We start from the raw sequence: 14,820 nt of genomic DNA, 5'->3' as shown, positions 1-14,820 counted from the left end.
CGCATGGCTGCGGCTCAAGGACGACTGTCGGACGGCGCTGACGGGATGGACGAGGCGGGAGAGGGGGAGCGCAATGGTACGGACGCGGCTCCGCTGCCCTTCCGTACGGCCGTCGAGGCGCTCAAGGCCGCACGGCCGAGGCCGGAGATCGAGCTCGACCCGACCCGGGCGCCGCAGCGGCTCGCCCCGTTCGCGCACGCGCTGGAGGCCACGGTCCTCGACGGCGACGAGGACCTCGCGGACGGCCGCCTCATCCTCCTCCACGACCCGGCGGGCCACGAAGCCTGGCAGGGGTCCTTTCGTCTGGTCACCCTGGTCCGCGCGGAACTGGAGTCGGAGATGGCCGCCGATCCGCTGCTGCCCGACGTCTGCTGGTCCTGGCTGACCGGCGCGCTCCGGGCCCGCGGCCTGTCGTACGGCGAACCCGGCGGCACCGTCACCCGCGCGAGCTCCCACTACTTCGGCGGCCTCGCGGAACGCCCGTCCACCTCCCAGATCGAGATCCGCGCGTCGTGGACCCCCCGCGAGGGGCTCGGCGGTGTCCCGGACGCGGCGTCCCACCTTGCCGCATGGTGCGACCTGTTGTGCCAGGTCGCGGGACTGCCCCCGGTCGCGCCGGGCGACGCGTCGGTGGTGACGCTCCCCCAGCGCCGCGGCCCCCAGCCCCGCTGAGCGCCGCATTCCACCGCATTCCGCCGTACGACAATCGCAGCGCCCCCGCGCCCTGAGCGGGCCAACCTCTTTGTCGATACGGCCACTTTCAGCCTCATAACGAAGCGGAGCGAACTCGTTCGATCTTCGACTGATCGATCGCGCGTCCGAATTGCACGGATTGTTACTCACCAAATCGTGATCATTCTCTAAAGGCAGACGGGTTTGGTGCCGAAGACCCTTGTGACCTTGAAAGCAACGGTTCGTTCCGGCTTGCCCCCAGGCCGGTCCCGTCCCGCACCCCAGGAGGCCTGGTGTCCGTTCTCCTCGAGCAGCCCGCAAGCCTGGTCGCCTACCGCCCGAACAAGCCGACCGCGATGGTGGTCGTGGCCGATCCCCGCGTGCGCTCCACCGTCACCCGCCACTTGTGGGCGCTCGGTGTACGCGACGTGATCGAGGCCTCGTCCGTCGCGGAGGCTCGTCCCCGCATCGGCAACCCCCGTGACATCTGCGTCGCGGAAGTCCACCTGCCGGATGGTTCCGGCCTCACCCTCCTCTCCGAGACCCGAGCCGCGGGCTGGCCCAACGGCCTGGCCCTGTCCGCCGCCGACGACATCGGCGCCGTACGCAACGCCCTCGCGGGCGGTGTGAAGGGTTACGTCGTCACCGGCACCCGTACGAACATCGGGCTCCCCACCCGGCCGGGCGCCGCCCCCATCGGCTCCGTCGCCGCCCGTATGCACCGCCGCCCCCCGGGCGCCCCGAGCCACCCGGGCGGCTACCGCGAACTGTCCGGCCGCGAGGTCGAGGTGCTGCGGCTGGTGGCGGAGGGCCAGTCGAACAAGGCCATCGGCGTCTCGATGGGCCTGTCCGCACTGACCGTCAAAAGCCACCTGGCCCGCATCGCCCGCAAGCTCGGCACGGGCGACCGTGCCGGCATGGTGGCGGTGGCACTGCGGACCGGGATCATCCACTGACCGCGACCAGACTCAATTCACCGACCCCAACCCGGATCCATTCACCTACCTGACTGGTTTGCCCGCTCAAACGCCCGTGGACGGAACGTTCCGTCGACGGGCGTTGTCCATGCACGGACCTCTTCGGGACCGCACTGCTCGCGGCCGGATCCTCAGTTGGCTTCCGCGGCGACCCGCGCGCCGAAGCCGATGAGCACCACGCCCGCCACCCGGTCCAGCAGGCGCCGGACGCGGGGCCGTTCGAAGACCGAGCGCGCCCTGGAGAGCAGATAGACGTATCCGCCGAGCCAGGTCAGGGTCAGTGCCGCGTGCAGCAGAACCAGCAGTCCCATACCGGCCGCCGTGGGCAGTACGTCCGGGGCCAGGGTCGGCAGCAGACCGGTGTAGAAGACCGCGATCTTCGGGTTGAGGACGTTGGTGGTCAGGCCCGTCAGGAACGCGTGCCCCGATCCGGTGGCCGCCGGCGCGGCGCTCCGCGGCGCGGAGCGGCGGCTCTGCCACAGGGCCTGCAGACCGAGGAAGACAAGGTACGCGGCGCCCAGGATCTTGACGGCGAAGTACGCCTCCGCCGAGGCCGCGAGGACGGCCGAAAGCCCGGCGACGGTGAACACGCCCCACACCAGCAGCCCGGCGGTGATGCCGGCGGCGGTGCGCAGGGCCTCCGCCCTGCCGGAAGCCATCGCGTGCTTGGTGACCACGGCCATGTCCGGCCCTGGCACCACGGTCAACAGGGCGAGCACTCCGAGCGCCGCGGCTGTCTGTGTCCACATGGGGCCAGTCTGCTGCGGAACGATCACATCCAAGCTGTGACAACGATCACCCTCGGCCGGCAGCCGGTTTCCGCAGGGCCCGTTGGAGCGTTGCGAAGGCGGTGGGGCTCGGCCGCTCCGACAGGAAGCCGCGGATGCGAAGGGCACATTCCTCCGGGGTGTGGCGGCTGGTGTCCACAGCGAGGTCGTGCAGTTCGTGGGAGTGCACCTGGCTGTACTGCATGGCGGCCAGTCCCGGCTGCCGGTCGCCGCGCGCGGCCTCACGGCGTTCCAGCTCGGGCAGCGGGCAGCGGACCGCGATGAAGACCACGTCTTCGGGCACCAGCAGATCAAGGAGATCCAGCAGCCGCCAGCGGCGGCTGAGCGGATGGTCGACCACGAGGTTGTTGCCACCCGCGGCCATACCGGCGACCGCGCGGTGGAAGCCCTTGACGGTGCGGTCGATCTCGGGCTGGAGGTCCTCGTCGGCTATGGGGCGCTCGCAGCGCATGGCGTGAAAGGCGTCCACCGGCATGTGAAACCACGTTCCGTCGAGGATGCCGAGGAGTGCGCGGGCGATGCTGGACTTGCCGGAGCTGGACGTCCCGTTGAGCAGGATGACCGTGCCCCCGGCCGGGGTGCCGGGGATGCGCGCGTGCGCCGGGTCGGCCGTGTCCGCAGCCGCCTCGGTTGCCATGGTGTGATCCTTCCGTCCGCAGTGGGCCGCTCAGGCGCTGGAGTTGGCCGGCGCGCCTGAGGCCGGAACAGAGCGAGGGTAAGCCGACCAAGTAGGGGCCGCGTGCATGCCGCAGGGGGCGGGAAAAACCCGGAAACCGGGACAAGTCTCGAGAACCCGTTTCCGCAGGTCAGTCGGAGCTTCGTCCGAAAGTGCAGGTCAGGAGACCGCTCAGTACGGATACCCTTGACGGGTGACCGACGCCCAAGAGACCGCAGCAGACAGCTCACTGCGAACCACCGGAGGCGCTCCTCCGGACGACGTCGAAACGGCGCCGATCCCGTTGCTCGAGCCCCGCGACGGAATTCCGCCCGTGATCGCCGACGAGGCCTCGCTCGCCGAGGTGATCGCCGCGTTCGCCGCCGGGAGCGGCCCCGTCGCCGTCGACGCCGAGCGCGCCTCCGGTTACCGCTACGGCCAGCGGGCCTATCTGGTGCAGTTGCGCCGTGAGGGCTCGGGCACCGCGCTCATCGATCCCGTCGCTTGCCCCGATCTGTCCGGACTCGGCGAGGCGCTCTCCGGTGTGGAGTGGGTACTGCACGCCGCCACGCAGGACCTGCCCTGTCTCCGCGAGATAGGCATGATCCCCAGCCGCATCTTCGACACCGAGCTGGCCGGACGGCTCGCCGGGTTCCCGCGCGTGGGTCTCGGCGCGATGGTCGAGGGCGTCCTGGGCTTCGTCCTCGAGAAGGGGCACTCCGCGGTCGACTGGTCGACGCGTCCCCTGCCGGAGCCGTGGCTGCGCTATGCCGCGCTCGATGTGGAGTTGCTCGTCGACCTGCGGGACGCGCTGGAGAAGGACCTCGACCGGCAGGGCAAGCTGGAGTGGGCCATCCAGGAGTTCGACGCGATCGCCTCGGCGCCCCCGCCGGAGCCCCGCAAGGACCCGTGGCGCCGCACGTCGGGCATGCACAAGGTGCGCCGCCGCCGGCAGATGGCCGTCGTACGGGAACTGTGGCAGGCCCGGGACCGGGTCGCGCGGCGCCGGGACGTCTCGCCGGGCAAGGTGCTCGGTGACGCGGCGATCGTCGAGGCCGCGCTCGCCCTGCCCGCCAATGTGCACGCCCTCACCGCGCTGAACGGCTTCGGGCACCGCATGGGCAGGCGGCAGCTGGAGCAGTGGCAGGCCGCCGTGGACCGCGCGAAGGCCCTGCTGGACTCCGAGCTGCCGCAGCCGGGCCAGCCGGTGACCGGTCCCCCGCCACCGCGTGCCTGGGCCGAGAAGGACCCGGCCGCCGCGGCCCGGCTCTCCGCCGCGCGCGCGGCGGTGTCGGCCCTCGCGGAGACCCTGAACATGCCGCAGGAGAACCTGATCACCCCGGACACCGTCCGCCGCGTGTGCTGGGAACCGCCCGCCGTGCCGGACGCCGCCTCGGTCGCGGCCGCGCTCGCCGGACACGGGGCGCGGCCCTGGCAGATCGCTCAGGTCGCCCCGGTCCTGGTGACGGCCCTTACTTCGTCGCCCCCCGAGTGAAGCCGTTGTAGATGTAGCGCTGCAGGAACAGGAAGACGATCAGCGTCGGGAGGATGACGAGGACCGCACCGGCCGAGATGTTCTCCCAGTGCGCTCCGAACGGTCCCTTGAAGCGGAACAGCGACGTCGAAATCACGCCAAGGTCCTCGGACGGCATATAGAGGAACGGTATGTAGAAGTCGTTGTAGACCGTGATGCCCTTGACGATGACCACCGTCGCGATCGCGGGCTTCAGCAGCGGGAAGATGATCTTTCGGTAGATCGTGAAGGCGCCTGCGCCGTCCAGCCGTGCCGACTCGTCCAGGGACACCGGGATGGACCGCACGAACTGCAGGAAGATGTAGATCGAGACGATGTCCGTGCCCATGTAGAGCGCGATCGGCGCCCACCGGGTGTCGAACAAACCAAAGCTGTCGACGATCTGAAAGGTCGCCACCTGGGTCGTGACACCCGGGACCAGCGTCGCGACGAGGAACAGCGCGACGACGAGCTTCTTGAACCGGAAGGTGAAGCGGTCGATGGCGTACGCCGCCATCGACCCGATGATCACCGTGCCGGTGACGGAGAAGAGCAGGATGAACGCGGTGTTCCCGAACGCCGCCAGCATCTCGCCGTCCTGGAACGCCGTCACATAGTTCTCGAAATGGAGCAGGCTCTCGGGCAGTTGGAGCGCGCTGCTGTCGTTCGCCATCTCCTCCGAGGACTTGAGGGAGGTCAGCAGGACCACGACGAGCGGGAGCAGGACGACCACACTGGCGACGACCAGTGACAGATAGGTGAGGGCGCGGGCGATACCTCGACGGCTCATACGAGATCCACCTTGTCGTCCGGAACGAGCCGCCGCTGCACCCACGTCACCGCCAGGATGATCAGCAGCAGTACGACCGCGGCCGCCGAGGCGAGCCCCGTCTTGTTGAACTGGAAGGCCAGCTTCACCGTCTGGATCACGAAGGTCTCGGTGCCGGTCGCGCCGCCGGTCATGATGTACGGGATCTCGAAGACGGAGAGCGACCCGGAGATCGACAGGATCACGCTCAGGCTCAGTACGGGCCGGATCCCGGGCGCGATGATGTACCGGAACTGGTGCCAGCGACTGGCGCCGTCCAGCTCGGCGGCCTCGTACAACTCCCCCGGTATGGACTGGATCGCGCCCAGGAAGAGGACGAAGTTCAGGCCCATGTAGCGCCACACGGAGACGCCTGCCAGGGAGACGTTGGCCGACGTCGACGTGCCCAGCCACGCCCGGTCGGACTCGACGCCGAGCAGCCGCAGCACCGAGTCCAGGGTTCCGCCGTCCTGGAAGAAGTAGAGGAAGACGAAACCGATCGCGACCCCGTTGATCAGGTACGGGAAGAAGAGCACGCCCTTGAAGAAGTTCCGGAAGCGGACGTTGAAGCTCAGGATGGTCGCGAAGTAGAGCGCGGCGGCGATCTGGACCACCGAGGCGGCGAGGTAGTAGCCGCTGACGAAGAAGACCTGGAAGAGCTCCGCCCTGGTGAAGATTTCTGCGTAGTTCTCGGCGCCCGTGTAGCTGAGTTCGGGGCTGACGCCGTCCCAGTCGGTGAAGCTGTACGCGACCATGTTGGCGACGGGCGCGTACGTGAAGGTGATCAGCAGGATCAGCGGGGCGGCGAGGAACAGCCAGGGCGTGAGGCCACGCCGCAGGCGCACCTGGCGCGGTGCCTGGGTCTTGCGGACGGGTGGCGCGGCACTGTGCGGCCGCGCCACCTTCTCGGTCGTCGTGTCCGTCATCACGAACCCGCGGTCTTGGCCGCCTCGGTCCAGCGCTTGCCGAGGTCGCCCAGGAAGTCGTCGAGGCTCCCCTTCTTGGCGCCGCGCGCGAGGTCGACGAGGTCCTGGCGGTAGTCGGGCTTGTTGATGCCGACCTCCGACTGGTTGTCGATCTCCTTGACCGCCGCGCCCTGCGCGTCGTCGAGCTCGATGAGCTTCACGCCCGCTTTCTCGTACGGCTTCAGCACCTCGGGAAGCGGGGCGCCCTTGACCGGTGAGAGGGCCATGTTCGCTTCCGCGTAGCCGGACTTGTCGGTGAACCAGTCGATCCAGGCGCGGGCCGCCTCCTTGTGATCGGAGTTGACGTTGACGGCCTGGTTGTAGTCGGGCGACATGGTCGCGCAGAACGTGCCGTCCACCTGGGCCGGGAAGGGCATGAAGCCGATGTCGTCGGGGTTGGTGCCGGCCTTCTTCGCCGCCGCCTGGAACTGGACGACCGCCCAGGAGCCGAGCCACATCGTGGCGATGTCGCCCTTCGCCAGCTTGGGCTTGGACGCTTCCCAGTTGGTGGTCGTCGGGTCCTTCTCGATCAGTCCCTCGCGCACGATGTCGTACAGCAGCGTGTCACCGACCCGCAGGTCGGCGCCCTTGGCCCAGGGGTTGCCCTCCGCGAGCCGCGTGGTGGCCTGCGTGTCGCAGCCGACCGAGCCGTTGACGCTCGTCCACTGGCTCAGCGGCCACATGTCCTTGAAGTTCGTGTAGTACGGGACCGCGTCGGTCTTGGACTTGACGGCCTTGAGCGCGTCGATGAACTCGGCGGGCGTGGTGGGCCAGTCGGTGATCCCGGCCGCCTTCCAGACCTTCTTGTTGTAGAGGAACCCGGGGACCGCGCCCATCGGGCTCTGTCCGTAGACCTTGTCCTCGACCGAGGTGAAGTCGGTGAAGAGGTACTTCTTGCTGCGCTCGGCCACCGTTCCCAGGGAGGCGAAGAACTTGGGGTAGTCGTTCTTCTTGATCACGGCGGGGATCATCAGGACGTCGCCGTAGTTCTCCGTGTTCATACGGATCTTGACCTCGCCCTCGTAGTCCGTGAGGGCCTCGAACTCGACCTTGACCTTCGGGTGGGTCTTGTTGAACTCGGCGGCGTATTTCTTCAGCGTGCCGTCCTGCGCGAGGTCGGTCCGGTGGGTCAGCACCTTGATCGTCCCGGACACGCTCTTCGGGTCGTCGGGGGCCTGGGCGTCCTCGCCCTTCGACGTGCCGCCGCTCCCGGTGCAGGCCGTGGCCAGCAGCGCGGTGGCGAGAAGTGTTCCGGCGAGTGTCGTGCGGCGTTTCGTGCGGTGTGTGCGGTGTGCCGTGCGGCGGTTCATTGCACCAGCTCCGTTCAGGGACGGATGAGCACGAGTGGGATGGCTGGTTCGGCACTCTGGCATCCGTTACTGAACCGGTAAAGTCCCTATTTCGCCAACGATGCCCAAAGTATGTCTCAGCCTGGCTTACTACAGGCCTATACCGGTTTAGGGAGTGCGCATGCTGGACGTCACACCGCTCACCGAGGGCTGGACCCTTCGCCATGACGGGGCCGCTCTCCCCGCGGCGGTACCGGGCTGTGTGCACACGGATCTGCTGGCCGCCGGGGTCATCCCGGACCCCTTCCTCGGCCTGGCCGAGGCCGAGGTGGCGTGGGTGGGGCGGCGGGACTGGACGTACGAGACGACACTGAACGCCGCTGCGCGCGAGCACGAGCAGACCGACCTCGTCTTCGACGGACTGGACACGGTCGCCGAGATCCGTGTCGACGGCCAGCTCCTCGGCCGGGCACGGAACATGCACCGCTCCCACCGCTTCGACGTCACGGGCCTCGAAGGCCCGCTCGCCGTACGCTTCCTCTCCGCCTACACCGAGGCCGAGGCGGTGCGGGAGCGGCTCGGCGAGCGGCCGAACGCGTATCCCGAGCCCTTCCAGTACCTCCGCAAGATGGCCTGCTCCTTCGGCTGGGACTGGGGCCCGACACTGGTGACGGCCGGCATCTGGAAGCCGGTGCGGCTGGAGCGGTGGTCGACCGCGCGGATCGCCCGCGTGCGGCCGCTGGTGACGGTCGAGGACGGACGGGCCGACGGCAGGGCCCGGGGGCACGTCGAGTTGTACGTCGACGTCGAGCGGACCAGGGTCGAGGCGGAGCTCTCCGTGACGGCCCGGGTCGGCGGGGTGCGGGCATCGGCGACGATCGACGGCACCAGCGGTCTGGTACGCCTCCAAGTGCCGGACGTCGCACTGTGGTGGCCCCGGGGCTATGGCGAACAGCCGTTGTACGAGGTGGAGTTGGAGCTGCACGGCGAGGTCGGCCCGCTCGACACATGGCGCCGGCGCATCGGCTTCCGGAGCGTCGAGCTGGACCGGAGCGCCGACGCGCACGGCTCCGGTTTCACCCTTGTCGTCAACGGCGAACGACTCTTCGCTCGGGGCGTCAACTGGATCCCCGACGACGTCTTCCCGTCCCGGATCACCCGCGAGCGCTACCGCACCCGGCTCACGCAGGCGGCCGAGGCCGGCGTGGACCTCGTACGCGTCTGGGGCGGCGGGATCTACGAGAGCGAGGACTTCTACGACGCCTGCGACGAGCTGGGCCTGCTCGTCTGGCAGGACTTCCCCTTCGCCTGCGCCGCCTACCCCGAGGAGCAGCCCCTGCGCGGCGAGGTGGAGGCGGAGGCGCGCGAGAACGTCGTACGGCTGATGCCGCATCCCTCGCTCGTGCTGTGGAACGGCAACAACGAGAACCTGTGGGGCTTCAGGGACTGGGGCTGGGAGGGGCGGCTGGCCGGGGACTCGTGGGGCGAGGGGTACTACCTGGGTGTCCTGCCCCGTGTGGTGGCCGAGTCGGACCCGACACGGCCCTACACGGCGGGCAGCCCCTGGTCGGGTTCCTGGGACCACCACCCGAACGACCCCGCGCACGGCACGCACCACTCCTGGGATGTGTGGAACCGCCTCGACTACGCCGCGTACCGGTCCGAAGTCCCGCGTTTCGTGGCCGAGTTCGGCTGGCAGGCACCGCCCGCGTACGCCACACTGCGGCGCGCGCTGCCGGGTGAGCGGCTCGCCCCCGACTCCCCCGGAATGCTGCACCACCAGAAGGCGGACGACGGGAACGGCAAGCTGGAGCGCGGTCTGGCACATCACTTCGCGCTGCCCGAAGGGGGCTTCAGCGAGGGGGACTTCGACCGCTGGCACTACCTCACGCAGGTCAACCAGGCGCGGGCGGTCGCCACGGGGATCGAGTACTGGCGCTCGCACTGGCCGGTGTGCGCGGGCACGATCGTGTGGCAGCTCAACGACTGCTGGCCGGTGACGTCCTGGGCGGCGATCGACGGGGACGGGCGGGAGAAACCGCTGTACCACGAGCTGAAGCGGCTGTACGCGGACCGGCTGCTCACCCTCCAAGTCCGTGACCAGCGGTTGACGGTGGCCGCCGTCAACCAGTCCGCGGACCCGTGGTCGTCGTCGCTCACGCTGCGGCGGATGTCCGTCGAGGGCGGCGTCGTGGCCGAGACGACCTCGGAGCTCGCGGCCGGCGCGCGAGCGGTCGCCCGCACGCCCGTGCCCAAGGAACTGGAGCCCGCCGGTCCGAAGGAGTTCCTCGTGGCGGACGCCGACGGGCTGCGGGCGCTGTACTTCCCCGTGCCGGACCGTGAAGTCCCTTACCCGCGGCCGAGGTTCGACGTGACCGTCGCGCCCGGCGAGGTCACCGTGACGGCCCACACCCTCGTGCGGGATCTGCTTCTTCAGGCCGACCGGCTGGCGCCCGCCGCCTCGACCGACCGGGGGCTGGTCACGCTGCTGCCCGGCGAGCAGGTGACCATGGCGGTACGCGGCTGGGAGACTCGGGGCGATGCGGCCGCGGCTGCCGCACGAGCCGCCCTGTACTGCGTGGAGCCCACCCGATGACGACCTCGCCGACACCCCGCGTGACCATCAAGGACGTCGCCGCGCGTGCCGGGGTGTCCAAAGGGGCGGTGTCGCTCGCCTTCAACCACAAGCCGGGGCTGTCCGAGGCGACGAGGGACCGGATCTTCGAGGCCGCCCGGGAGTTGGGCTGGGCGCCGAACCTCGCGGCCCGGTCGCTGTCCAGCTCACGCGTCGACGTGGTCGGGCTCGCGATCTGCCGGCCGGCGCAGCTGCTCGGGCTCGAGCCGTTCTATATGGAGTTCGTCTCCGGCGTGGAGAGCGTCCTGACCGAACGCTCCTGTTCGCTGCTTCTGCGGCTGGTCCGGAACGTGGAGGAGGAGGTGGGGCTGCAGGACGCGTGGTGGCGGGGGAAGCAGGTGAGCGGGTCGATCCTCGTCGACTTCCGCGCGGATGATCCGCGCGTGCCCGCGGCGGAGCGCCTCGGGCTGCCGGTCGTCGCGGTGGGGCATCCCTCCCTGACCGGCAGCCTCACCTCCGTGTGGACCGACGACGCGACCGCCGTGACGGAGGCCGTGGGCTATCTCGCCGCGCTCGGCCACCGGCGGATCGCCCGGGTGGGCGGCGCGGCGGCGCTCGGGCACACCTCGATCCGTACGGCCGCCTTCGACGAGGCCACCCGGGCCCTCGGGATCGCCGGGGCGCGGCAGGTCGCCACCGACTTCTCCGGGGAGGAGGGCGCGCGGGCCACCCGGTCGCTGCTGAGCGCCGCGCCGCCGGACCGGCCGACGGCGATCGTGTACGACAACGACATCATGGCCGTGGCCGGGCTCTCGGTCGCCTCCGAGATGGGCCTCAACGTCCCCGGCGACGTCTCGCTGCTCGCCTGGGACGACTCCCAGTTGTGCCGCCTCACCCATCCGACGCTGTCGGCGATGAGCCATGACGTCCACGGATTCGGGGCGGACGTGGCGCGCACGTTGTTCGGGGTGATCACGGGAGAGGGGCCCGGCTCGCATCCCGTACCGACACCGGTGCTGACCCCGAGGGGATCCACAGCGCCTCCGAAGGTGTGACCTTCACCGCTCCCGGCGGGGGGACTGTGCAGCATGGTTACCCGCAAGTAGCATGAGGGTGAGCGCGCGCTCAGGCGTGTGTGCCGCGCAGCAGTGCCATCCCGCATCTGGAGGAGAGCCATCGTGCCTCGTACCGTCAGGGACGTCGTCTTCGTCGACGGCGTCCGCACACCGTTCGGCAAGGCGGGCCCGAAGGGCATCTACCACGAGACCCGCGCCGATGACCTCGTCGTGAAGGCGATCCGGGAGCTGCTGCGCCGCAACCCGGGTCTCGACCCGAAGAAGGTCGACGAGGTCGCCATCGCCGCGACCACGCAGATCGGCGACCAGGGCCTGACCATCGGCCGCACCGCGGGCATCCTGGCCGGGCTGCCGCAGTCCGTCCCCGGCTACTCGATCGACCGCATGTGCGCGGGCGCGCTGACCGCCGTGACGACCACGGCCGGTTCGATCGCCTTCGGCGCGTACGACGCCGTCATCGCCGGTGGCGTCGAGCACATGGGCCGCCACCCGATGGGCGAGGGTGTGGACCCGAACCCGCGGTTCGTGAGCGAGAAGCTGGTCGACGAGTCGGCCCTGTTCATGGGCATGACCGCGGAGAACCTGCACGACCGCTACCCGCACATCACCAAGCAGCGCGCCGACGAGTTCGCCGTGCGCTCGCAGGAGAAGGCCGCCAAGGCGTACGCCAACGGCAAGATCCAGGCCGACCTGGTGCCCATCTCCGTACGCCGCACCAACGAGGAGGCGGGTGAGACGGGCTGGGGCCTGGTCACCGCCGACGAGCCGATGCGCCCGGGTACGACCCTGGAGAACCTCGCCGGTCTCAAGACCCCGTTCCGCGTCCACGGCCGGGTCACGGCCGGTAACGCGGCCGGTCTGAACGACGGCGCCACCGCCTCGATCATCGCCTCCGAGGACTTCGCTCGCGAGAACGACCTGCCGGTCAAGATGCGCCTGGTCTCGTACGCCTTCGCGGGCGTCGAGCCCGAGGTGATGGGCTACGGCCCGATCCCGGCGACCGAGAAGGCCCTCGCCAAGGCGGGCCTGTCGATCGAGGACATCAACCTCTTCGAGATCAACGAGGCGTTCGCCGTCCAGGTCCTGGCCTTCCTTGACCACTACGGCATCGCGGACGACGACGCGCGCGTCAACCAGTACGGCGGCGCCATCGCGTTCGGCCACCCGCTGGCCTCCTCCGGCGTCCGCCTGATGACGCAGCTGGCCCGCCAGTTCGAGGAGCAGCCGCACGTCCGCTACGGCCTGACCACCATGTGCGTCGGCTTCGGCATGGGCGCGACGGTCATCTGGGAGAACCCGAACTTCGAGGGGGACAAGTGAGCACCATCACTGAGCTGTTGAAGGGTGCGGCCGAGCTGTTCCCCGACGAGGTCGTGACACAGGCGCACGTGCGCCATCTCGACCTGCCGGCCAACGCGGGCCGTTTCGCGCTCATCACGCTGGACAACGGTCTCGACCACACCAAGCCGACCACCTTCGGCCCGGCTTCGCTGGCGAACCTCAACACCGCCATCGACCAGGTCGAGAAGGAGGCCGCGGCCGGCGAGATCGTCGGTGTCGGCGTCACCGGCAAGCCGTTCATCTTCGCCGTCGGCGCGGACCTCAAGGGCGTCGAGCTGCTGAAGAACCACGACGACGCGCTCGCCATCGGCAAGGGCGGCCACGAGGTCTTCAAGCGCCTCTCCGCGCTGGCCGTGCCGACCTTCGCGTACTACAACGGCGCGGCGATGGGCGGCGGCGTCGAGGTCGGTCTGCACTGCAAGTACCGCACGGTGTCGAAGGCGCTGCCCGCGTTCTCGCTTCCCGAGGTCTTCCTGGGCCTGGTCCCGGGCTGGGGCGGTTGCACCCTGCTGCCGAACCTGATCGGCGCGGACAACGCCGTCACCGTCATCATCGAGAACTCGCTCAACCAGAACAAGCAGCTCAAGGGCCAGCAGGTCTACGACCTCGGCATCGCCGACGCCCTCTTCGAGGGCGCGGACTTCCTTGAGCAGTCGCTGGTGTGGACGGCGTCCGTCCTCAACGGCGACACCGAGGTCACGCGCCCGGTCATCGACCGCACCGAGGCCTGGGACCAGGCTGTCGAGCGGGGCCGCTTCATCGCGGACAGCAAGGTGCACGGCGCGGCCCCGGCCGCGTACCGCGCGCTGGACATCATCGCCGCGGCCAAGAACGGCGACCTGCAGCAGGGGTACGACGCCGAGGACGTGGCCCTCGCCGACCTGATCATGGGCGGCGAACTGCGCGCCGGCATCTACGCGTTCAACCTGGTCCAGAAGCGCGGCAAGCGCCCGGCGGGCGCCCCGGACAAGTCCCTGGCCCGTCCGGTCACCAAGGTGGGCGTGGTCGGCGCCGGTCTGATGGCCAGCCAGCTCGCACTGCTCTTCCTGCGCCGCCTGGAGGTGCCGGTCGTACTGACCGACATCGACCAGGAGCGGGTCGACAAGGGTGTCGGTTACGTGCACGCCGAGATCGACAAGCTGCTCGGCAAGGGCCGGATCAACCAGGACAAGGCGAACCGCCTGAAGGCCCTGGTCACCGGTGTCCTCGACAAGGCGGAGGGCTTCTCGGACGCCGACTTCGTCATCGAGGCCGTCTTCGAGGAGATCGGCGTCAAGCAGCAGGTGTTCGCGGAGGTCGAGGCGGTCGCCCCGGCGCACGCCATCTTCGCCACGAACACGTCTTCGCTGTCGGTGTCCGAGATGGCGTCGAAGCTCAAGAACCCCGAGCGGGTCGTGGGCTTCCACTTCTTCAACCCGGTCGCGGTTCTGCCGCTCCTTGAGATCGTCCGCGGCGAGCAGACTGATGACGCTTCCCTGGCCACGGCGTTCGCCGTCGCCAAGAAGCTGAAGAAGACCGCGGTCCTGGTCAAGGACGCCCCGGCGTTCGTCGTGAACCGCATCCTCACCCGCTTCATGGGCGAGATCCAGAACGTCATCGACGAGGGCACCCCGGTCGAGGTCGCCGAGAAGGCCGTCGAGCCCCTCGGACTGCCGATGTCTCCGCTGGTGCTGCTGGAGCTGGTCGGCCCGGCGATCGGCCTGCATGTCTCCGAGACGCTGCACGGCGCGTTCCCGGACCGCTTCAAGGTCTCCCCGAACCTCGCCGCCGTCGTCAAGGCGGGCAAGCGCGGCTTCTACGTGTACGACAGCGGGAAGCCGGAGCTGGACCCGGAGGTTGCCGCGCTGCTCAAGCAGGGCGACACCGTCCTGACCGAGGAGCAGGTGCGTGCCCGGGTGCTCGACGCCGTCGCCCAGGAGATCGGGATCATGCTCGACGAGGACGTCGTCGCCGAGGCCCAGGACATCGACCTGTGCCTGATCACCGGCGCCGGCTGGCCCTTCCACCTGGGCGGCATCACGCCGTACCTGGACCGTGAGGACGTCTCCGAGCGGGTGAACGGGAAGCGATTCCTGGAGCCGGGCGTGGCCAGCGTTCCCGCGTAGCACTCGGCTTGAGCGGTCGGGAAACTGCGGTCCCGTCTGTGGCTGGTCGCGCAGTT

12 protein-coding genes are annotated in these 14,820 nt (G+C 69.5%); 7 read left to right on the top strand and 5 right to left on the bottom strand.

Annotation, left to right across the window (positions count from 1 at the left end):
- Positions 1–3 precede the first annotated feature (3 nt).
- Positions 4–672 carry a DUF3000 domain-containing protein gene (locus tag FGD71_RS04365; RefSeq protein ID WP_119099035.1) on the top strand — a complete coding sequence of 223 codons (669 nt, stop codon included), beginning with the start codon at positions 4–6 and terminating at the stop codon, positions 670–672.
- Between the two features lie 293 nt (positions 673–965).
- Positions 966–1,628: a helix-turn-helix transcriptional regulator gene (locus FGD71_RS04360; protein ID WP_119099034.1), complete on the top strand. Its 663-nt coding sequence runs from the start codon at positions 966–968 to the stop codon at positions 1,626–1,628.
- Positions 1,629–1,780: 152 nt separating this feature from the next.
- On the opposite strand, the gene FGD71_RS04355 is transcribed toward FGD71_RS04360, so the two are convergent.
- Positions 1,781–2,398 carry a LysE family translocator gene (locus tag FGD71_RS04355; protein ID WP_119099033.1) on the bottom strand — a complete coding sequence of 206 codons (618 nt, stop codon included), beginning with the start codon at positions 2,396–2,398 and terminating at the stop codon, positions 1,781–1,783.
- A gap of 46 nt (positions 2,399–2,444) precedes the next feature.
- The gene (locus tag FGD71_RS04350; protein WP_119099032.1) at positions 2,445–3,074 is read right to left on the bottom strand and encodes a phosphotransferase-like protein; all 630 of its coding nucleotides are present in this window, start codon (positions 3,072–3,074) and stop codon (positions 2,445–2,447) included.
- A gap of 232 nt (positions 3,075–3,306) precedes the next feature.
- Here FGD71_RS04350 and FGD71_RS04345 point away from each other — a divergent pair, with 232 nt between their 5' ends.
- Positions 3,307–4,587, top strand: coding sequence for an HRDC domain-containing protein (locus FGD71_RS04345; RefSeq protein ID WP_119099031.1), 1,281 nt, complete (start codon positions 3,307–3,309; stop codon positions 4,585–4,587).
- Here the strand turns inward: FGD71_RS04345 and FGD71_RS04340 are convergent.
- Genes FGD71_RS04340 through FGD71_RS04330 form a run of 3 tightly spaced genes read right to left on the bottom strand, consistent with a single transcriptional unit; the run spans position 4,565 to position 7,688 of the window.
- Entirely contained in the window at positions 4,565–5,395 is an 831-nt protein-coding gene (locus FGD71_RS04340) for a carbohydrate ABC transporter permease (protein ID WP_119099030.1), read from the bottom strand. The genes FGD71_RS04345 and FGD71_RS04340 overlap by 23 nt on opposite strands.
- Complete coding sequence (locus tag FGD71_RS04335; RefSeq protein ID WP_119099029.1) at positions 5,392–6,339, bottom strand: carbohydrate ABC transporter permease; 948 nt, start codon at positions 6,337–6,339, stop codon at positions 5,392–5,394. The genes FGD71_RS04340 and FGD71_RS04335 overlap by 4 nt, the downstream gene beginning before the upstream one ends.
- Positions 6,339–7,688: an ABC transporter substrate-binding protein gene (locus tag FGD71_RS04330; RefSeq protein ID WP_119099028.1), complete on the bottom strand. Its 1,350-nt coding sequence runs from the start codon at positions 7,686–7,688 to the stop codon at positions 6,339–6,341. The genes FGD71_RS04335 and FGD71_RS04330 overlap by 1 nt, the downstream gene beginning before the upstream one ends.
- Before the next feature lie 160 nt (positions 7,689–7,848).
- Here FGD71_RS04330 and FGD71_RS04325 point away from each other — a divergent pair, with 160 nt between their 5' ends.
- The 4 genes from FGD71_RS04325 to FGD71_RS04310 all read left to right on the top strand — a co-directional run bounded on the left by FGD71_RS04325 (position 7,849) and on the right by FGD71_RS04310 (position 14,764).
- A complete protein-coding gene (locus tag FGD71_RS04325; protein ID WP_119099027.1) occupies positions 7,849–10,263 on the top strand; it encodes a glycoside hydrolase family 2 protein in 2,415 nt (804 codons plus the stop codon).
- Entirely contained in the window at positions 10,260–11,297 is a 1,038-nt protein-coding gene (locus tag FGD71_RS04320) for a LacI family DNA-binding transcriptional regulator (protein WP_119099026.1), read from the top strand. Before FGD71_RS04325 ends, FGD71_RS04320 begins: the two co-directional genes overlap by 4 nt.
- A 123-nt stretch (positions 11,298–11,420) precedes the next feature.
- Positions 11,421–12,638 carry a thiolase family protein gene (locus FGD71_RS04315; protein ID WP_119099025.1) on the top strand — a complete coding sequence of 406 codons (1,218 nt, stop codon included), beginning with the start codon at positions 11,421–11,423 and terminating at the stop codon, positions 12,636–12,638.
- The gene (locus tag FGD71_RS04310) at positions 12,635–14,764 is read left to right on the top strand and encodes a 3-hydroxyacyl-CoA dehydrogenase NAD-binding domain-containing protein (RefSeq protein WP_119099024.1); all 2,130 of its coding nucleotides are present in this window, start codon (positions 12,635–12,637) and stop codon (positions 14,762–14,764) included. The genes FGD71_RS04315 and FGD71_RS04310 overlap by 4 nt, the downstream gene beginning before the upstream one ends.
- Positions 14,765–14,820 lie beyond the last annotated feature (56 nt).

Source organism: Streptomyces sporangiiformans (assembly GCF_005768555.2).
Taxonomy (GTDB): Bacteria; Actinomycetota; Actinomycetes; order Streptomycetales; family Streptomycetaceae; genus Streptomyces; species Streptomyces sporangiiformans.
The sequence above is the reverse complement of the archived record's forward strand: the minus strand, read 5'-3'. Positions and strand labels throughout refer to the sequence as shown.

Bases quoted from the DNA above. Each gene is read 5' to 3' on its own strand.
- FGD71_RS04330 (WP_119099028.1), bottom strand. From the start codon at position 7,688: ATGAACCGCCGCACGGCACACCGCACACACCGCACGAAACGCCGCACG.
- FGD71_RS04325 (WP_119099027.1), top strand. From the start codon at position 7,849: ATGCTGGACGTCACACCGCTCACCGAGGGCTGGACCCTTCGCCATGAC.
- FGD71_RS04355 (WP_119099033.1), bottom strand. From the start codon at position 2,398: ATGTGGACACAGACAGCCGCGGCGCTCGGAGTGCTCGCCCTGTTGACC.
- FGD71_RS04365 (WP_119099035.1), top strand. From the start codon at position 4: ATGGCTGCGGCTCAAGGACGACTGTCGGACGGCGCTGACGGGATGGAC.
- FGD71_RS04335 (WP_119099029.1), bottom strand. From the start codon at position 6,339: ATGACGGACACGACGACCGAGAAGGTGGCGCGGCCGCACAGTGCCGCG.
- FGD71_RS04320 (WP_119099026.1), top strand. From the start codon at position 10,260: ATGACGACCTCGCCGACACCCCGCGTGACCATCAAGGACGTCGCCGCG.
- FGD71_RS04340 (WP_119099030.1), bottom strand. From the start codon at position 5,395: ATGAGCCGTCGAGGTATCGCCCGCGCCCTCACCTATCTGTCACTGGTC.
- FGD71_RS04350 (WP_119099032.1), bottom strand. From the start codon at position 3,074: ATGGCAACCGAGGCGGCTGCGGACACGGCCGACCCGGCGCACGCGCGC.